Source organism: Piscinibacter gummiphilus (assembly GCF_002116905.1).
Taxonomy (GTDB): Bacteria; Pseudomonadota; Gammaproteobacteria; order Burkholderiales; family Burkholderiaceae_C; genus Rhizobacter; species Rhizobacter gummiphilus.
Genome location: NZ_CP015118.1, coordinates 3,554,793 through 3,572,432 on the forward strand (window position 1 = coordinate 3,554,793; position 17,640 = coordinate 3,572,432).

Annotated in this window: 24 protein-coding genes; 1 reads left to right on the top strand and 23 read right to left on the bottom strand. The window is 69.9% G+C overall.

What is annotated here, in order from left to right; all coding sequences use genetic code 11:
* Nucleotides 1-67: 67 nt before the first annotated feature.
* The 13 genes from A4W93_RS15925 to flgB all read right to left on the bottom strand — a co-directional run bounded on the left by A4W93_RS15925 (nt 68) and on the right by flgB (nt 10,622).
* Nucleotides 68-721 (bottom strand): TetR/AcrR family transcriptional regulator, encoded by a 654-nt coding sequence (locus A4W93_RS15925; protein ID WP_169726549.1) that lies wholly within the window; start codon nt 719-721, stop codon nt 68-70.
* Between the two features lie 149 nt (nt 722-870).
* Nucleotides 871-1,893: a hypothetical protein gene (locus A4W93_RS15930; protein ID WP_085751543.1), complete on the bottom strand. Its 1,023-nt coding sequence runs from the start codon at nt 1,891-1,893 to the stop codon at nt 871-873.
* Nucleotides 1,894-1,900: 7 nt separating this feature from the next.
* On the bottom strand, nt 1,901-2,812 hold the full coding sequence (gene flgL / locus A4W93_RS15935; RefSeq protein WP_085751544.1) for a flagellar hook-associated protein FlgL: 912 nt from the start codon (nt 2,810-2,812) through the stop codon (nt 1,901-1,903).
* 10 nt (nt 2,813-2,822) lie between these two features.
* Entirely contained in the window at nt 2,823-4,223 is a 1,401-nt protein-coding gene (flgK, locus tag A4W93_RS15940) for a flagellar hook-associated protein FlgK (protein WP_085751545.1), read from the bottom strand.
* Nucleotides 4,224-4,241: 18 nt separating this feature from the next.
* Complete coding sequence (locus tag A4W93_RS15945; protein ID WP_085751546.1) at nt 4,242-4,622, bottom strand: rod-binding protein; 381 nt, start codon at nt 4,620-4,622, stop codon at nt 4,242-4,244.
* Nucleotides 4,623-4,625: 3 nt separating this feature from the next.
* A complete protein-coding gene (locus A4W93_RS15950; RefSeq protein ID WP_085751547.1) occupies nt 4,626-5,723 on the bottom strand; it encodes a flagellar basal body P-ring protein FlgI in 1,098 nt (365 codons plus the stop codon).
* Nucleotides 5,724-5,734: 11 nt separating this feature from the next.
* A complete protein-coding gene (gene flgH, locus A4W93_RS15955) occupies nt 5,735-6,403 on the bottom strand; it encodes a flagellar basal body L-ring protein FlgH (RefSeq protein WP_085751548.1) in 669 nt (222 codons plus the stop codon).
* A gap of 2 nt (nt 6,404-6,405) precedes the next feature.
* Nucleotides 6,406-7,194, bottom strand: a complete 789-nt coding sequence (gene flgG, locus A4W93_RS15960) for a flagellar basal-body rod protein FlgG (RefSeq protein WP_085751549.1) — start codon at nt 7,192-7,194, stop codon at nt 6,406-6,408.
* A gap of 42 nt (nt 7,195-7,236) precedes the next feature.
* Entirely contained in the window at nt 7,237-7,965 is a 729-nt protein-coding gene (locus A4W93_RS15965) for a flagellar basal body rod protein FlgF (protein ID WP_085751550.1), read from the bottom strand.
* Nucleotide 7,966: 1 nt separating this feature from the next.
* Nucleotides 7,967-9,154, bottom strand: a complete 1,188-nt coding sequence (locus A4W93_RS15970; RefSeq protein WP_085751551.1) for a flagellar hook protein FlgE — start codon at nt 9,152-9,154, stop codon at nt 7,967-7,969.
* 11 nt (nt 9,155-9,165) lie between these two features.
* Nucleotides 9,166-9,834 carry a flagellar hook capping FlgD N-terminal domain-containing protein gene (locus tag A4W93_RS15975; RefSeq protein WP_085751552.1) on the bottom strand — a complete coding sequence of 223 codons (669 nt, stop codon included), beginning with the start codon at nt 9,832-9,834 and terminating at the stop codon, nt 9,166-9,168.
* A 4-nt stretch (nt 9,835-9,838) separates the two neighbouring features.
* Nucleotides 9,839-10,249: a flagellar basal body rod protein FlgC gene (gene flgC / locus A4W93_RS15980; protein ID WP_085751553.1), complete on the bottom strand. Its 411-nt coding sequence runs from the start codon at nt 10,247-10,249 to the stop codon at nt 9,839-9,841.
* 4 nt (nt 10,250-10,253) lie between these two features.
* On the bottom strand, nt 10,254-10,622 hold the full coding sequence (flgB, locus tag A4W93_RS15985; protein ID WP_085751554.1) for a flagellar basal body rod protein FlgB: 369 nt from the start codon (nt 10,620-10,622) through the stop codon (nt 10,254-10,256).
* On the opposite strand from flgB, the gene flgA reads away from it, so the two are divergent.
* Entirely contained in the window at nt 10,621-11,328 is a 708-nt protein-coding gene (gene flgA / locus A4W93_RS15990; RefSeq protein WP_085751555.1) for a flagellar basal body P-ring formation chaperone FlgA, read from the top strand. The genes flgB and flgA overlap by 2 nt on opposite strands.
* 4 nt (nt 11,329-11,332) lie before the next feature.
* On the opposite strand, the gene A4W93_RS15995 is transcribed toward flgA, so the two are convergent.
* The 10 genes from A4W93_RS15995 to fliS are packed head-to-tail and all read right to left on the bottom strand — an operon-like array spanning nt 11,333 to nt 17,636.
* Nucleotides 11,333-12,031 (bottom strand): glycoside hydrolase family 73 protein, encoded by a 699-nt coding sequence (locus tag A4W93_RS15995; protein WP_085751556.1) that lies wholly within the window; start codon nt 12,029-12,031, stop codon nt 11,333-11,335.
* Nucleotides 12,018-12,437: a flagellar protein FlgN gene (locus A4W93_RS16000; protein WP_085751557.1), complete on the bottom strand. Its 420-nt coding sequence runs from the start codon at nt 12,435-12,437 to the stop codon at nt 12,018-12,020. The genes A4W93_RS15995 and A4W93_RS16000 overlap by 14 nt, the downstream gene beginning before the upstream one ends.
* Nucleotides 12,434-12,712, bottom strand: a complete 279-nt coding sequence (flgM, locus tag A4W93_RS16005; protein ID WP_085751558.1) for a flagellar biosynthesis anti-sigma factor FlgM — start codon at nt 12,710-12,712, stop codon at nt 12,434-12,436. The genes A4W93_RS16000 and flgM overlap by 4 nt, the downstream gene beginning before the upstream one ends.
* A gap of 45 nt (nt 12,713-12,757) precedes the next feature.
* Nucleotides 12,758-13,774, bottom strand: a complete 1,017-nt coding sequence (locus A4W93_RS16010; protein ID WP_085751559.1) for a flagellar motor protein MotB — start codon at nt 13,772-13,774, stop codon at nt 12,758-12,760.
* The gene (gene motA / locus A4W93_RS16015; RefSeq protein WP_085751560.1) at nt 13,758-14,687 is read right to left on the bottom strand and encodes a flagellar motor stator protein MotA; all 930 of its coding nucleotides are present in this window, start codon (nt 14,685-14,687) and stop codon (nt 13,758-13,760) included. Before motA ends, A4W93_RS16010 begins: the two co-directional genes overlap by 17 nt.
* 20 nt (nt 14,688-14,707) lie before the next feature.
* Entirely contained in the window at nt 14,708-15,430 is a 723-nt protein-coding gene (locus A4W93_RS16020) for an RNA polymerase sigma factor FliA (RefSeq protein WP_085751561.1), read from the bottom strand.
* 4 nt (nt 15,431-15,434) lie between these two features.
* On the bottom strand, nt 15,435-15,905 hold the full coding sequence (locus A4W93_RS16025; protein WP_085751562.1) for a flagellar basal body-associated FliL family protein: 471 nt from the start codon (nt 15,903-15,905) through the stop codon (nt 15,435-15,437).
* Entirely contained in the window at nt 15,902-16,948 is a 1,047-nt protein-coding gene (locus tag A4W93_RS30280) for a flagellar hook-length control protein FliK (protein WP_085751563.1), read from the bottom strand. Before A4W93_RS30280 ends, A4W93_RS16025 begins: the two co-directional genes overlap by 4 nt.
* Nucleotides 16,945-17,256 carry a hypothetical protein gene (locus A4W93_RS16035; protein WP_085751564.1) on the bottom strand — a complete coding sequence of 104 codons (312 nt, stop codon included), beginning with the start codon at nt 17,254-17,256 and terminating at the stop codon, nt 16,945-16,947. Before A4W93_RS16035 ends, A4W93_RS30280 begins: the two co-directional genes overlap by 4 nt.
* Nucleotides 17,253-17,636, bottom strand: coding sequence for a flagellar export chaperone FliS (gene fliS / locus A4W93_RS16040; protein ID WP_085751565.1), 384 nt, complete (start codon nt 17,634-17,636; stop codon nt 17,253-17,255). The genes A4W93_RS16035 and fliS overlap by 4 nt, the downstream gene beginning before the upstream one ends.
* Nucleotides 17,637-17,640 lie beyond the last annotated feature (4 nt).

The window sequence follows — 17,640 nt, forward strand, 5'->3', positions numbered from 1 at the left end:
CGTAGAGCGCGCAGGGAATCCGCGTGAAGAATGTCACGCGCGCCGGCCTCCCGGCCGGCCAGGACAGTCACTCGTCGGAGGCCTCGACCACCGTGTTGACGATGTCCTTGACCATGGCCTTCTTGAAGGCCTCGCGGTCGGCGATGGCGTAGCGGCGCATCGCGATGACGGTGTGGAGGTAGCCCACCGCCTTGGCGAGCATCAGGTCGCACTGCAGCCGCACCGTGCGTTCGGCCACCGGCTTGCCGTACGCACAGGCCACCACCCGCTCGCGCGCCAGGACGGCGAGCTGCTTGTAGACCGGATGGTCCCCCACCTTGATCATCGAGGCCTGGTCGGCCTCGGTGCGCAGGTCCGCCATGTAGACCATGCGGTAGCGGTCGGGGTGGCTCTCCCAGTAGGCGATGAAGGTGTGGACGTGGGCGCTCAGCACCTGCACCGGCGACCGCTTGCCCTGCCCCGCGGCCAGCAGTTCGCCCAGCAGCTCCTGGAAGAAGTCGATCCAGATGTGCCGGGCGAGGTCGTGCTTGCTCTCGAAGTACCCGTAGAACGACATGGGCGACATCGAGAACGCCTCGGTCAGCGCGCGGATGGACATGCCCTCGAAGCCCTTTTCGAGATACAGCTGCTTCGCGTAGGCCAGCAATTGCTGCTTGAAGTCGGCCTGGCTTTCCGGCGACCGGTGGCGGGCGCGCTTGGTCTGGCTGATCGAATGGGTCATCGAAGAAGGAGGGTCCTTGGGCATCCCGATGCTGGGGCGATGAAGCGCCGTTCAGTAGAAGGGAAAGTCAGGATACCCAGCAACCCCCTTCAGGCACCATGCGCCGAGCGCCGGTCCCGGCGTAGGACGGGGAGCCGAGCGCTCGGGGGTCAGCGCGCCCGGAGCACGGACTGCACGCGCGGCCGGTTCAGGCCGTCGACGGCGGACACCAGCGCGGCCCGGGTGGCATAGCCCCCGTCCGCGCCCGCGGCCTCGAAGGCTTCGGCCGCCGTGGCGGCCCAGGCCGCGCCCTGCGCGGGGCGGGTGGCCTCCACTGCGGCGGACGCGTTCGCCAGGGCCCGGCCCACGGCGGACTGGGCGTCGCGCACCCGGTCCAGCGAGCCCAGCACGCCCTGGAGCGTGGCCTTGCGCTCGTCCACGGTCCCGGTCTTCCAGCCGGCGACCGGCACGGCGTCGGCCTCGGGTTCGGCCCGGATCCGGTGGAACTGGCCGGTGGGAAAGCGCTTGCCGCCCCCCTTGACGGCCAGGGTGTCGCGCACGGCCGGCCACTGGTCCTCGGGCACCGCGAAGGTCAGTTGGCCTTCGTCGTCGCGTTGCACCGACACCCGGGCGGGCGACAAGGCCTGGCCCAGGCGCTGCACGATGGCGCGCTCCGACAGTCCGGGTTCGATGACCACGGGCATGGGGCGCTGCCCGGCGGGCCCCACCGACAGGGCCAGGGTTTCGCGGTCACCCTGCTGCAGGGACGGGAAATCGAGGCCCCGCACCGTGAAACGCCGGGAGGCGGTGGCCGGCCCCGTGTAGCGCAGCTGCGGGTCGAGCGCCCCGCCGCTGGCCGCGGGCCGGTCGGCCCAGGTGGATTCGAGTGCCGACAGCGTGTCTTCGACGCGGGTGCCGGCGGCCGAACGCCCGGCGAGGCTCGCGCTCAAGCCCGCCTTGAGCGACTGCAGTTGGCCCGCCACCCCGTCCAGGAACTCGCGCGACTGCTGCGCCTGCGCCACCGACCGGTTCAGCTCGGGCAGCCAGCCTCGCAGGCCACCGGACAGCGCCGAGCCGGCCGCCTCGACCTGGACGCGCGCGGCCGGGGCGACCGACGTCGCGCGCACGGCGCTGGCCGACGTGGTGCGGCCGGCGCCGACGGCGGTCGGCTGGAGCGTGGACGAGACCTGCATCGAGCGATCAGATCATGTCGAAGAGGGACAGCGCGCTCACCTTCGCGTAGGCCTTCTGCGTGGCCTGCACCGCGGTGGTGTAGCCGTTGAGCTTCACCGCCGCGTCGCCGTAGTCGAGCTGGCCGAGGGTCAGCGCCGCCTGGCGGTTCGACAGGCTCACGTTGCCGTGGTTGTCCTCGAGCGTCTGCAGCGTGTTCTGGGCGCCGCCGAGGGTCGCGATCTTCGTGTTGATGCTGTTGAGGCCCGTGTCGAGGCCGTCCAGCGTGGCCACCAGCACGGCCTGCACGGCCGGGTCGTTGACCTTCACGCCAGGGGTCCGCAGCGTGTCGATGGTCCGGTCGAGCAGGTTCAGCAGCGGGGCCATCTCCTGCAGCGTGGAGTTGGCGGTCTGCGTGACGCCGTTGCCCACCACGACCTTCTGCGCGTCGGCGTTGCCGGTGGCCGTGTAGCGGGCACCGGAGGCCGCGGCTGGATCGAGGGTGATGGTTTTCGTGGCGGTGGCCGTGCCCGAGAACAGGAAGCGGCCCTCCTGGTCGACGCTGTTGCTCGAATAGAAGAGGCTGTCGCGCAGCGCGGCCAGCGAGTTGGCCATCGCGCCCACGTCTTCCGTCGTGTTGCCGCCGTCGTTGGCCCAGACCAGCAGGTCGCGGGCCTGGAGGATGTCGCTCACGGAACCGTCGAGCAGCGCCTCGTTCTGCTGGAGCCGGCTGCGCAGCGCGCCGATGTTCTCCTTGTACTGGTCGAGCGCCGCTTCCTCGCGGTTCAGCCGCGCGAGGCGCACGCTGGTCACGGGGTCGTCGGACGGCACCATGATGCGGTTGCCCGAGGCCATCTGCTGCATGACGTGCTCGAGGCGGTACGACGCGTTCTGCAACGCGGTGTTCATCGTGGTGTGGTACTGGGTGCTGGCGACGCGCATCTCGATCTCCTCAGCCCGCCATCATGGCGAGGGTGCTGTCGAACAGCTGGTTGGCCACGGCGATCACCTTCAGGTTCGCCTGGTACATCTGCTGGTACTGCATGAGGCTCACCGCCTCCTCGTCCTGGTTCACGCCGCTCGTGGACTTCCAGCTCTCCTCGGACTGGTTGCGCACCGTCTCGGCGGTGGCCAGCGAGGCCTGGTTCTGCTGGCTCTGCATCGCGAGGCGCCCCACCATCTGGGTGTTGGCGTCGCCCATGCGCACCGAACCGAGCGTGCCCACCGTCACCGACAGGTTCTTGACGTCGATGACCTTCAGCAGGTTGTCGCTGTTGCCCGGTTTCGTCGGGTCGCTGGAAAAGGCGAGGTCCGCGGCGAGCACACCGTCCACCACCCGCAGCACGCCGCTCGAGCCCGAGGCGTCGAACGTGAACAGCGGGCCGTTGGGCGGTGCCGGCGTGGGCGTGGCGCCGCTCATCGTGTAGCCGGCGGCGAGCTGGGTGTTGACCCTGTCGGCCACCGAGCCCGCGAGGTCGGACACCGACTTGCGCAGCGGGTTCAGCACGTCGCGCTCGTAGTCGTCGAGGCCACCCAGCTGGCCGCCGAGGCGGGTGCTGGTGATCGTGAACGACTCGGCCGCGAACGCGAGCTTGAGCGTCTGCGAGCCGTCCGGGTTCGCCTGCACGCTCAGGCTCGACGAGCGCGACCCCACCACGAGCGGCTGGCCGTCGCGCAGCGAGACGCTGCGGGTGCCGTCGGGCTGCTCCACCACCTGCACGGCCACGAGGGAGGCCAGCGCGTCGATCTTCTGGTCGCGGGCGTCGATCAGCGACGAGGGATTGGTGCCGGTGGCCTGCGCGATGGCGATGTCGCTGTTGAGTTCGGCGATCGACTTCGAGACCGAGTTGATCTGGTCGATCGTGCTGGTGCGCTGCTGGGCGATGGACGCCTGCTGGTTCGACAGCACCTGGTTCAGGCTGTTGAACCGCTGGGCCAGCGCCTCGGCGGCGGTGATGACCTGCTGGCGCAGCGGCAGCGAGGTGGGCTCCACGCTCGCGGCGTTCAGCGCGCCGAAGAAGCCGTCGAGGCCGCTGTTGATGCTCGACTCGTCGTCGCCCATCACCTGCTCCAGCTGGGTCAGGTACGGCTGAGGGATGGCGCGCTGCGACAGCTCGGACGCGGCCTGCCACATCTGCTGGCTCTTGTACGAATCGCTGAAGCGGATCAGCGACGGCACCTTCACGCCGTCGCCCGGCGACACCGTCCCGGCCTGCGTGGCGCGCTGCGACACCATCAGCGTGCCCTGGCGGGTGTAGCCCGGCGTCATCAGGTTGGCGATGTTCTGGCTGACGGTGTTCAGCGCGATCTGGGACGCGGCCGCCCCGGTCAGCGCGTTGTTGATGATGCTCATGGAGGGAATCCGGTGGTGTTACTCGCTCTTGGCGACCGGCGGGGTCACGGCGTTAAGCGGTCTGGCCGGTGCAGTGGACGCGGCCGAGGGGAGCACCTGGCGCAGGATCACGTCGGCGATGCCGAACGCGCGCTGGCTGGCCATCTGGTCGGCCACCATCGTGTCGGCCATGTCCAGCATGTCGTCGTTCGTGCGGTCGCGGTACACACCCTCCTCGCCCGCGATCTCGCGCGACATGCTGCGCATCTGCCGCATCATCTGGGCGATGAAAAAACCCTCGAACTTCTCGGCAGCGGCCTTGGCCTGGCGTTCGAGTTCCGGGGAGACGGCCGGGGCCACCGGCGCCGCGGCGTCCGCCTCGAGGGGCTGGGCGGTGGAGAGCGAAGAAACGCGATTCATGGGTCAGAGCACCTCGAGTTCGCCGTCGATCGCGCCGGCCCGGTCCAGGGCCTGCAGGATCGCCATGATGTCGTCGGGCGTGGCGCCCGTGCTGTTGACCACGTCGATGATGGCCTGCAGGCTCGCGCCCTTCGGCCACTTGAACATCTTGGGCGCGGGCTGGTCCACCTGCACGCGGGACTGCGGCGTGACGGCGGTATCGCCCCGGCCGAAGGCATTGGGCTGGCTCACCTGCGAGCTCTCGGAGATCACCACCTTGAGCCCGGCGTGCGACACCGCGGCGGGCCGCACCGACACACCCTCGGCGATCACGACCGTGCCGGTGCGCGAATTGAAGATCACCTTCGGCGAATCGACCCCCACGTCGACCGACAGCGATTCGAGCTTGGCGACGAAGGCCACGCGCTGGGTCGGGTTCTCGGGGGCGACCACGGCGACGCTGGTCGCGTCGCGGGTGGTGGCCACGTCGCCGAAGCGGCGGTTGATGGTCTCGACGATGTTCGTCGCCGTCTGGAAATGGGGGCGCTTGAGGCTCAGCGTCACGGTGGGACTGGTCTCGAAGTCGGAGACGATCTCGCGTTCGACCTGGGCGCCGTTCGGGATGCGGCCGGTGGTGGGGGTGTTCACGGTCACGCTGGAGCCGCTCTTGCCCTGGGCGCTCAGGCCGCCCACGACCAGATTGCCCTGTGCCAGCGCGTACACCTCGTTGTCGGCCGCGCGCAGCGGCGTGAGCAGCAGCACGCCACCGCGCAGGCTCTTCGCGTCGCCCAGCGACGAGACCGTCACGTCGATGCTCTGCCCCTTGCGGTAGCCGGGCGGGAACACGGCGCTGACCATCACGGTCGCGACGTTCTTGCTCTTGGCCTCCTGGCCTTCGGGCATCTTGACGCCGAACTGCTTCAGCAGGTTGGCGACCGACTGGCCGGACGCCTTCACCTGCGTGCTGTCGCCGCTGCCGTTCAGGCCCACGACGAGGCCGTAGCCCACGAGCGGGTTGTCGCGAACGCCCTCGACGCTCACGAGGTTGCGCAACGCGGTGGCGGCATGGGCCGGCAACGCCAGGGACAGCGCCAGCGCGGCGATGGAAACGAGAAAGCGCATCGGGCGGGTCCTCAGAAGGGCATCAGCGGGCTGCTGAAGAAGCGCACGAGCCAGCCCGGGTCGTTCGCGTCGGCGAGCGCGCCGCGGCCCGAATACCCGATGCGGGCGTTGGCCACGCGCTGCGACGACACGCGGTTGTCGGACGAGACGTCCTCGGCCCGCAGGTACCCCTGCAGCCGCACGAACTCCTCGCCCTGGTTCAGCGTGAGGCTCTTCTCGCCCCCCACGCGCAGCAGGCCGTTGGGCAGCACCTCGAGCACCACCACGGTGATCGCGCCCTGCAGTGTGTTGGCCTGCGAGCTCGACGACGTGCCGGTGAAGTCGCGGCCGGCCCCGACGCCCACCTCGGTCTTCGGGTACAGCTTGCCGAGCATCACGGTCGGGTCGATGGAGATCGAGTTCTCCTTCCCGAACTTCGTGTCGGCCTTTTTCGTGGCCTGGGTGGTTTCCTGCAGCACGACGGTCACGACGTCGCCCGGGCGGAAGGCGCGACTGTCGGAGGTCAGCGACCACGGCGAATCGACGCGGTAGACCCCGCCCCCCTGCCCCTTGCGCGCCGCCTGCACGGGCACCGGTGGCGGCTCGCCCGCGGGCTGCCGGTGGTCGGGCTCGGGCTGCACGTAGGCGCAACCGCCGAGCAGCAGCGCCACGAGGGAGAGGACGAGGGTCGCACCGCGCATGGTCAACGCACCGCTTGCGAGAGGTACTGCATCATGCTGTCGGCGGCCGACAGCACCTTCGTGTTCATCTCGTACGTGCGCTGGGCGGCGATCATGTCGACCATCTCCTCCACCACCTGCACGTTCGACCCCTCGAGCGCGCCCTGCTTGAGCTTGCCGAGCGGACCCTCGCCCGGGTTGCCTTCGGTGGGCGCGCCGCTCGCGGCCGTCTCGAGGTAGAGGTTGTCGCCCACGGCGAGCAGCCCCGGCGGGTTCATGAAGCTGGCGAGCGTGAGCTGGCCCACTTCGGTGAGCTCGGTGTTGCCGGCCGTCTTGACGGACACCACACCGTTTTCGCCGATGGTCACCGAGATGGCGTTCGCCGGGATGGTGATCTCGGGAACGATGCTCAGGCCCTGCGCGGTCACGAGGCGGCCCTGGGCGTTCACGTCCAGGGCCCCGGCACGGGTGTACGCCGTGTCGCCGTTCGGGCGCTGCACCTGCAGGAACCCGGAACCCACGATGGCCACGTCCAGCGGCTGGCTCGTCGTCTGCACGTTGCCGGTGGAGAACACCTTCTGCGTGCCGACGAGGCGGGTGCCGTTGCCGAGCTGCACGCCGGTGGGCGAGACGGTGTTGTCGTCGCGCTGGGCCCCCGGCTGTTCGTTGACCTGGTAGAAGAGGTCTTCGAACATCACGCGGTCCCGCTTGAAACCGGTCGTGTTGACGTTGGCGAGGTTGTTGGCGATGGCCTGCAGCTTGGCGTCCTGCGCCTGCACGCCGGTCTTGCTGATCCAGAGGGCGGGGTTCATCGAATTCTCCTTGTTCGGTCGGGGGCGAGGGTCACTCGCGCGTCATTCGCGGATGAGGCGGTTGCCCGCCTCGGCCATGCCGTCGGCGGCCTTGTAGAGCTTCATCTGCACCTCGAAGTCGCGGGTCAGGCTCATCGTGGCCACCATCTCCTCGACGGCCGACACGTTGCTGCCTTCGAGGAAACCGCCACGCACCCCCACCGTGTCATCGGCAGGAAGTTCGTCGCCTGTACGGCTGACGATCAACCCGGCCTCGTTTTTTGTCAGATCGGCCGCATCCGCGCGCACGAGCTTGAGCTTGTCGATGACCTGCATCTGCGTCTGGCCGTCGATCTGGACCGAGATCGTGCCGTCGGCGCCGATGGACAGCGCCGTGTACGGCGGCAGCACGATCGGGCCGCCCTCGCCCAGCACCGGATGGCCCGACACGGTCAGCGCGCCGTCGGCGTCGATGGCCATCGACCCCGAACGGGTGTAGGCCTCGCCGTCCTGCCACTGCACGGTCAGGTAGCCGGGGCCGGCCAGCGCGACGTCGAGGTCGCGCCCGGTCTGGCGCACCGCCCCCTCGCGGCCGGAGATGGCGTTGGCCTGCAGTGCGCCGAGATGGCGCGCGTCGTACCCGTAGCCCCCCTTCACGGCCTGGCTCGTGGCCAGTTCCATGTTCGCGCGGAAGCCGGGCGTGTCGAGGTTCGCGAGGTTGTTCGCGTGCACCTGCTGGGCGTGCAGCGCCCGCTCGGCGCCGCTCATCGCGGTGTAGATCAGGGCGTCCATGTCAGACCGCTTGCATCAGGGCCTGGACCATCTGGTTCTCGGTCGAGATGACCTTCGCGTTGGCCTGGTAGTTGCGCTGCGCCGACATCAGGCCCACGAGTTCCGCGGTGATGTCCACGTTCGACTGCTCCACCGCGCCCGAGGTCAGCGTGCCGGCCATGCCGCTGCCGGGGGCGAAGTACAGCGGTGTGCCCGACGCGTTCGACGTGGTCCAGCTCGTGCCGCTCACGGCGATCAGCGCGCCTTCGTCGGGGAACGTGGCGAGGGCCAGGGTGCCCACGACCTGCTTCTCGTTGTTGCTGTACTTGGCCACGACCTGGCCCTCGTCGTTGATCTCCACGTCGATCAGGGTGCCGGAGGCATAGCCGTTGGCGCTGTTGGCGGACGTGGTGGCCTCGCCCGAGTAGCTCGTGCTGCCGGCGTAGTCCATCGTGACGGCGAACGGCGCGGCGCCGGCCGGGGTGGGCAGCGCCACGGCCACCGGCGCGGCGGGCGTCGAGAGCTTGCCGTCGGTGCCGAAGTTCAGCGTGCTGGTGCCGGGCACCGCGGCGCCGTCCATCGTGTAGTGCACCGTGACCTGGTTCGTGCCGGTCTTGACGAAGTACTGGGTGACGCTGTGCTGGGCGCCCAGCGAGTCGTACACCACCGACACCATCGAGCCGTTGAAGCTGCGCGGCTCGGCCGGATCGAACACCGCGACGGTCGGGGTGGTCCAGTCGGACGACAGGTTGCCGGTGTACTTCATCTGCGTGGAGGCCTGCGCGGCGATCTGGCCCGTCGGGACCTGCAGGTCGCCCATCGGGCCGAGGGCCGTGCTGCCCGGGATGGCGGCGAAGCCCTGGGCGCGGCGGCCGAGGCTGTCGATGATGTAGCCTTCCTTGTCCTTCGAGAAGATGCCGACGCGGTGGTACAGCGTGTTGCCGGCGCTGTCGCGGCTCGTGAAGAAGCCGCGGCCCTGGATGGACGCATCCATGCCCCGGCCGGTCGTCAGCACGCTGCCACCGGCGCTGATGCTCTGCGTGAGCGAACCCACTTCCGAACCCGTGCTCTGCGTGCCGGCGTACGTCGACGTGAAGTTCACGCGGCTCGACTTGAAGCCGTAGGTGCCGGAGTTGGCGATGTTGTTCGAGATGGTGTCGAGCTGGGCGTTGACCGAGTTGATGCCGGACAGGGCGATGTCGAAGCTCATGGGATTTCCCTTCAGTTGGTGGCGGCCTGCAGGCGGCCATTGAAACGGGTGACGGAGTCGGGAGCGACTTCGCCGAGGTGGCTGACGTTCAGCACGACGCCGCCGGCCATCGAGAGCTTGACGCTCTCGAGCGTGCCGGCGATCTCGATGCGGGGTTTCTGTTCGGCCGAGGTCTCGACCTTCATCGTGTAGCTGCCGGGCTTCAAGCCCAGCTTGGCCGGGTCGATCGAGAAGGCGGCTTCGCCGGGGGGGAGCGTGCCGAGGGTGATGCGGGTCTCGGCCCCGTCGGCGGCCTTGAGCACCACGGCGGTGGTGGCGCTCGCGTTCTCGAGCGTGACGACGCCGTCGATCTTCTCGGTGCCGACGGTGACCTTGTCGGTGTTGATCATCAACTGCGAGCCCACCTGCGAACCGAGGGACAGCACCTGCATGCTTTCCATCATCGAGGCCGAGGCGGCGCCCTGGCGGGCCAGGTTCTGAAGCGACTCGGTCTGGCTCAGCTGCGTGAGCTGGTTGACGAAGGCGCTCGGGTCCTGCGGTTCGAGCGGGTTCTGGTTGCGGATCTGGGCCACGAGCAGCGTGGTGAACAGCGTGGAGAGCTCGCCGTTGCCGCTGATGGCGTTGGAAACCGCGCCCGAGGAGCCGGACGTGTTGGTCGTGCCGTTGAGCAAGGTGGTCATGGGGTCAGCCTTCGCCGAGTTTCAGCAGCGATTGCTGCATGGTTTTCACACGGCTCATCACCTCGACGTTCGTCTCGAACGCACGCGATGCGGCCATCATGTCGGTCATCTCCGCCACGGGATTGACGTTGGGGTAGAACACGGTGCCGTCCTCGTTGGCGAGCGGATGGCCCGGCTCGTGCGCGCGGCGCACGGGCTCGGTGCTCTGCACCACGTCGAGCACCTGCACGCCGGCGCCGGCGCCCGTGGTGTCGCCCATCACGGCGGCGAACACGGGCTTGCGGGCGCGGTAGGCGTCGCCTTCCACGCCGGAGGCGGACTGGGCGTTCGCGAGGTTGCTCGCGATGGTGTTGAGGCGGACCGACTGGGCGTTCATGGCCGAGCCGGCGATCTGGGCGATGTTGCGGAAGGTCATGGGGTCACTGTCCGTTGATGGCTTTCGCCAGGCCGCGGAGCTTCATGTTGACGAACGTGAGGCTCGTCTGAAAATCCGACGAGTTCTGGGAGAACGCGGCCTGTTCGCTGCCGAGTTCGACGGTGTTGCCATCCTGCGAGGCGTGGTTCGGGACGCGGTAGAGCGCCTCGGCGTCGCCGTCGGTGTCCAGGCTCAGGCCGGTGGCGTCGTCGGCCATCGAGCGCTTCAGGGCCGAGGCGAAGTCGATGTCGCGCGCCTGGTAACCCGGGGTGCTCTCGTTGGCGATGTTCGCGGCGAGAATCCGGGTGCGTTCCGCCCGCAGCCGCAGCGCGTCGGGATGCACACCCAAAGCCTTGTCAAAATCGATGCCCATGGATCACCTCCGGTTCAAGTTTTCAATCGGCGCCGCGCTCGGCGCCGTCGTGTTGCAGGTGGCGGCCGCCGAGCCGCGCGGCGTGGAGCCGCAGCTGCTCGACGCGGCGCGCGAGGTGCTCGACACCCGGGCCGACCGCGAGGGCTGGCTCGAGCCGCAGTTCGAAGTGGTGCTGCAGCGGCCGCGCACGCCGCTGCTGCCGTGCCGCAAGCCGCTCGCCATCGAGCCCGTCGACACGCGGCAGGCGAGCCGGCTGCGCCTGGCGGCGCGCTGTCCCGACGCCGAGGGCTGGGAGCAGACGTTCACGCTGAAGGCCACCGTGTCGGCCAAGGTCGCCATCGCGGCCACGGCGGTGCCGTCGGGCAAGGCGCTTTCGGACGCCGACGTGGCCACCGAACGGCGCGACATCACGTCGCTGCCCGACGCGATCTCCGACCCGGCCACGGCCGTGGGGCAGTCGAGCCGGCGCGCCTTGCGCAGCGGCGACGTCCTGCGGGCGGCCTGGCTGTCGGCGCCGGTGCTGGTCAAGCGGGGCGACAGCGTGCGGATCGTCGCGCAGCGCGACGGCATCACGGTCACCGTGGCCGGCGAGGCCCAGGAAAGCGGCGCGCGCGGCGCCGTCGTGCGGGTGCGCAACAGCGGCAACGGGAAGGTGATCCGCGCGCGGGTCGTCGACGAGGGCACGGTGCAGCCGGCCGACTTGTAGCCGTTCATCGCTTGCCCCCCATCACGGACCGGGCCACGCCGGTCAGTTTGTCCGCATAGGCCGGGTCGGTGGCGTAGCCGCCGCGGGCCAGCCCCTCGGCGAACGCGCGGGCATCGCTGCCGGTGTTGAGGGCGCCGCGGTAGCGCGGGTTGTCGAGCAGCACCTGGGCGTAGTCGCGGAAGGCGGCCGTCGCGTCCGGGTAGCTGCGGAACCGTTCGGTGCGGGGCACGGCCACGCCGTCTTCCACCTCGGTGGTGCGGGCGGCGGCCACGTCGCCGGTCCAGCCACCGGTGGCCTTGATGCCGAACACGTTGTGCGTGGTGGAGCCGTCGGCCTGCAGCAGCGGCTTGCGGCCCCAGCCCGACTCCAGCGCGGCGTGGGCCACCACCAGCTCGGGGGCCACGCCGAGCTGGCGGGCGGCTTCCTCGGCGGCGGGTGTCACGCCGGCCACGAAGGCGGCCTGGTCGCCGCTGAAGGACGGCGACGCGGCGGCCGTGACCGCGTCGCGCACGCGCTGGCCTTCGAGGGTCAGCATCGGGGCGGCGGGCATCGACGGGCCGGAGCCGTTCGCGATGAAGTCCTCGACCTCGCCGCGCACGTCACCGTACAGCGCGCCGAAGCCGCGGCCGCCACCGGCCGCGGCCAGGGGTGTCGTGGCCGCGGTGGGGGCCGTGGGGCGGATCGCGAGGTCAGGCCGGATCATAGGTCGTGGCCTCGCCGTGCATCACGCGCTGCATCAGGCTGTGCTGGTCCATCATCAGCTGGCAGTTGCGCGCGTTCAGGCGCTTGCTTTCGCGCACCAGGTCCTCGAGCGCGTGCCAGCCCGATTCGAGCGCCTCGCGGCGCGCACCGTCGAGCAGCTTGAACACGCCGGTCATCGGCACGCCGTCGCCCAGCATCCCGCGCACCAGCGTGTTCCGCTCGCGCCGGCTGGCGTCGAGCGTGACGACCAGTTCGGTCACGCCGTTGGCGAGTTCGGACAGCTCCACCGCGTCGTGCTGCAGGGCCGCCTTGAACTGCGACTCCAGCAGGCGCACCAGCTCGCGGTAGCGCTGGATGTCCGCACCGACCCCCTGCATCAGCCGGGTCAGCGCCGGGCCGTGGCTCATCGCGAACCTCCGTGGAAGCGCTCGATCAGGCCGGCGAGGCGGGCCGGGTTGAACGGCAGCTCGCCCTTGGCCAGTGCATCGCGCAGCGCGGCGACCTTGGCCTCGTCGATCTCGGGCATGTCGCGCATCGCGGCGAGCGCCGGCTGCAGCGTGCTGCTCTGCAGCGCGGCGGCGGACGGCTTCGCGGCGACCGGGGCGGTCTCGGCGACCGACGTGTCGGCCACGGCCGGGGCGGCGACGCCCTGGGGCTGGAGGGGGGAGCCTGAAATTCTCATGCGAGAGCCTCTGGGTCTGGTTTGCATGGGGGATGCACTCGCGGGTCACTGCGTGACCGGCGCGCGCCCTTTCGTGTCGGTCAGCTGCGAGCGCAGGGCCCGGAGCGCGTCGGTGTCGGGGGACGTCACCGTCACGCCGTCGGCGAGGGCCACCTGGTCGGTCGGCATGCCGAACATCGAGGAGACGAGGCCGGCCTGCTGGCTGGTCAGGATGAGCAGTTCGATGCGGCGGTTGATGCCGGCGGCCGCGTCGCGGGTGTCGAGCGGCGCGCGGTCGGCCATGCCCACCACCTGCAGGATGCTGCGGGCGGGCATGCCGCCTTCCTGCAGCTGCGTGCGGGCGGCCATCGCGCGGTTGCTCGACAGCGTCCAGTTCGAGAAGGCCGAGTGGCTGCGGTCCGCGTACTGGAGCGAATCGGTGTGGCCGACGATCAGCATCTGGTTCTCCATCTGCGCGAACAGCGGCCCGAGGTTGCGCAGCAGCTTGCGGAAGCGCTCGCTCAGCATCGCGCTGCCACGGGCGAACATGCCCTGCCCTTCGGTGTCGTGCAGCATCACGCGCAGGCCGTACGGGGTCACGACGGCCTGCATGTTGTTCGCGAGACCGGCTTCCTCGCTCATGCGCGCGAGCACGCGCGACAGCGCCTGCAGGTCGCTCGGGCTCTCGTACCGCGTGCGGTCCACGTGCTGCTTGTCGGTCGGGTCCGGCACGTCGACGTCGTTGTTGCCGGGCTTGGCCGAGCCGGTCTGGCGCGGCATCGGCTCCCGGGCGATCAGGCTGCCGCGGGGGCCGCCCATCGTCTCGGGCATCACGCCCTGCCCTTCGTCCATCAGGCTGCCACCCGGGGCGCGCATGACTTCCTGAATGAGTTCCTGCTGGCGCGCGGCCATCAGCCACAGCACGAGGAACAGGCACATCAGTGCCAGGCAGAAGTCCGCGAACGCGACCTTCCACGCACCACCGTGCTCGTCGTGCTCGTGGCGCTTGCCGCCACGTTTCACGATCTGCTCGTGGTGCGCGTCGTCGCGCTTGCCCTTGGCTTTGTCAGGCTTGTTGAGCACGCTGGTCTCCGGCCCTGCGGCGCGGGGTGTCGGCGTCCGCCCCGGCGTCGTCGCCACCACCCATCGAATTGATCCACGACTCGAGCTGCGCGAAGCTCGGCTTGATGTTCAGCTGCACGAGGCGGCGGCCCGCGTCGATCGCGAGCAGCGCGGGCTTGCCCGCCACGTGCGTGACCAGCACGACCTTGACGCTCTCGAACGTCGACAGCTCCTGCTTCACGAGCTGCTTCATCACGTTGGCGATGGGGTCCAGCACGCCGTAGCAGAAGAAGATGCCGATGAACGTGCCCACCATCGCGGCGCCTACGCGCTCGGCGATCTCGGCGGAGCTGGCGCCCTCGCCCACGGTGTTCATGGTCATCACGATGCCCAGCACCGCAGCCAGGATGCCGAAGCCCGGCATCGCCTCGCCGATCTTCTGGAGCGACTTGGCCGGCTGCTGCAGTTCCTCGAAGATGGCCTCGATCTCCTGCTCCAGCACACCTTCGAGTTCGTGCGCGCTGATCTTGCCCATGGCCATCAGGCGGAAGTTGTCGACGATGAAGGCGATCAGCTTCGGCTCCTCGAGCACCAGCGGGTACCGCAGGAACAGCTCGCTCTCGTGCGGCGCCTCGACGTGGGCGTCGAGCGCCTTCAGGCCGCCGGCGGCCGTCTGCAGCAGCTCGTACATGAGCAGCAGCAACTGGCGCTGGAACTCCGAGCCCTGCAGCTTGCGCTTCATGATCTGGCGGAACTGGACGATCATCTCGCTCAGCACGTGGCGCGGGTTGCCGATGATCAGCGCGCCGAAGCCGGCACCCGCGATGATCAGCAGTTCCACGGGTTCCCAGATCAGGCGGATGCTGCCGCCCATGAGCAGCAGCCCGCCGAAGACGCAGGACAGCACGATGCCGATGCCGATGAAGAGTTGCATGGTTCCAGTCCGTCCGGGGTTCAGTTCTTTTCGAGCAGCGCCTTCATCTTCTTGAGCGCTCCCTTGTTGAGTTGACACACGCGGGCGTCGGTCAGGCCGAGCACCGCGGCGATTTCCTTGTAGCTGAGCTCATGCTCGTAATAGAGCTGGATCACGCGCTGCTCGCGTTCGTCCAGCGCCTTCAGGCCCTGCTCGATCGAGCGGCGGACCGTCATCTGTTCTTCCGGGTTCGCGCCATGCGAGGGCATCTGCACCAGGTCGCTCACGAGTTCGTCGAAGCTCGCGATGGTTTCGGCGTTCTCGGCCAGGAGGTGTTCCTGGTAGGCGTCGGCGGACAGGCCGAGGGCCGTGCGGATCTCCGCCTCGGACGGCTCGCGGCCCAGGCGGCGCGTGAGTTCGCGCACGGCGTCGCGCACGCGGTGGCTTTCCTGGCGCACGGCGCGCGGGCGCCAGTCCTGGCGGCGCAGCTCGTCGAGGATGGCGCCGCGGATCCGCAGCGCGGCAAAACCGCCGAACTGCGCGTCGGGTTCGCCGTAGCGGCGAAGCGCCTCGAGCAGGCCCATCAGGCCGATCTGCTCCATGTCGTCGCGGTCCATCGCGCCGGAGGCCTGCGAGTTGAGCTGCCGGGCGATGCGCTTGACCAGGGGCGCGTACGCGAGCAGGTGCCGCTGCTCGTCGGCAGGGCTCAGCCCCGCGTGAGCGGCGACGTCCTGGACTTCAGCGTAACCGGCGTGCAGGTCCATGCCGTCACTCGATGATGAGCTTGCCGATCATGACTTCCGAGAACGGCTTGTCGCGCTTCTCGGCTTCATAACTGTCGGCGTAGGCCTTGTTCACCTCTTCGGCGAACTGGTCGATCGACATGCCGCCCGCGGTCGCCGGCGTCAGGGCCGACAGCGAACGCACGGCGACGCTGCGCAGCATCGGCAGGTGCTCGCGGGTGACCTTCTCGTCCTTCTCGTTCGTCTTGAAGACGAGGTCGACCGCCATGTAGTGCGAGCCCGTGTCGCCGTTCTCGCGGCGCAGCATCACGATGACCTTCTCGAGGCTCACGTACTTCGGCGGGTGCTTGCGCGCCTCTTCCGCGGCCTTCTCGGCCAGCATCTCGGGGGTCGGCTCGACCTTCGGGCGCAGCGTGTACCAGGCGGCCGCTCCGCCGACCGCGGTCAGCAGCACGCCGGTCACCACCGCGGCAATGATCAGGGGCATCTTCTTCATCGCGTCTCGCTCGTGTTGTCACCCAGGCGGAAGGCCTTGGCGAGGCCGACCTCGGCCTCGGCCAGCGCCCGGTTCGGGTCTGTGTTGTCCTGCTCGGGCTGGCGGCCGCGCGAACGGCCATCGGCGTCACGCCCCATTGCCCCGGCATCGCTCACCACGACCGACACGTCGCCGTACTGGCGCTGTCCCAGGTCCTGGCGCAGCGAATCGCCGATCGTGTTCAGCTGGCGCACCACCTCGTGGTGGGTCGCGCTCAGGTGCACCTGCAGCGCACCCGCCTCATGGCGGATCGCGATCTCGATGCGGCCCAGCTGCGGCGGCTCGAGTCGGATCACCGCCTGGTCGCTGCCGCGCTGCAGGTTCAGCTGCAGGCGGTCGCCGAGCGCCTCGGCGAGCGGCTGGCGCCACTGGGTCGGGGTGGTGGGCGACAGCTTGACGGCGGGCAGGCCGTCGTCGGCCGCCTGCGGGCGCGACGCCGCACCCGCCACGGGCGCGCGGGTGTCGTCGAGGTGGAATTCGGTGGTCTTGCCCTGCTCGGCCGGGGCCACCGCCGCCGCGCGCACCGGGGTGGCAGCCGCCGGTTCCTCGGCCGGGGCGGCGGGTTCGGCGCGCACCGGGCGCACGGCCGGGTCGACGGCGACCGGCACGGGCAGCGCAGCCTGCGGCAGCGGCGCGCGGCGCGGGGCATCGAGGGCCACGCCCTCGAGCGGGGCCGATTCGGCGGCGCCGTCGGTCTCGGCCGGCTCGGCGGCAGCGGCGTCCACGGGCGCCACGGGCAGCGGCATCGCCATCACGAACGGGTTCGGCGCGGGGGCCATGGCCGGCATGGCCGGGGCCTCGTCGGAGGTGGCCTCCTCCGCGTCGACCTCTTCGGGTGCGGCATCGAGTTGCTCCTGCGGCACGGCGGCGCCGTTCAGCAGGCCCAGCATGTCGAGGAAGGCCGACACGCCTTCCGCGCCAGCGGGCGTTCCGGCCTGCGGCAGGAGCGCGTCGAGCGCGCCGGGTTGGGACGGGGCCGGGCCGGCCGCGGTACCGATGTTCATGCGAGGAGGTCCTCCGACGTGCCGCTGGCCGCGTACGCGAGCCAGCCGTCCTTGTGGTTGTTCATGTCGTTGAGGCGCACGGCCATCGCATCCGAGCTGCGCGTGCAGAACTCGAACGCGGCGCGGTGGCTCTGGCGAAGCCGCGCGAAGGCGACCTGCTCCGGGGACGACCAATTGCCGGCCGCCTGCCACACGGGCAGCGCGGCGGCGATGTCACGGTCGGCCGCGGCCAGGGCCTCCCAGTCCGACGCGAGGCACGCGTCGTCCAGGCGGTCCTTCAGCAGGGTCATCGCGCGGTGCCGGTTCATGCGCGTTCCTGAACGCCGATCCAGCCGGAGCGCAGCGTCGTCAGCAGGCGCGTCACCTCGTCGAGGATCGAGGTGTCGAGCTGCAGGCCGACGGTGTAGAGCCGGTGGGCGCAGTAGTCGTAGAGGCGGCCGAGGTTCGCGACCACCTCGCCGCCCGATTCCTCGTCGAGCGAGCTCGAGAGACCGTTGAGGATCTCGACGCACTTGTCGAGGCTCGCCGCCTTCAGCTCGTACCGCCCCGCCTCGATGTGGCCGCGGGCGCGGGCGAGTTCCTCCAGCAGGCCGTCCATCAGGATCAGCACGAGCTGCACGGGGGTCGCCCGGGCCGTCTGGGCCTCGAGGTTGACGGCGTGGTAGTTGCTGTAGGCGTCGTAGTCCAAGGTG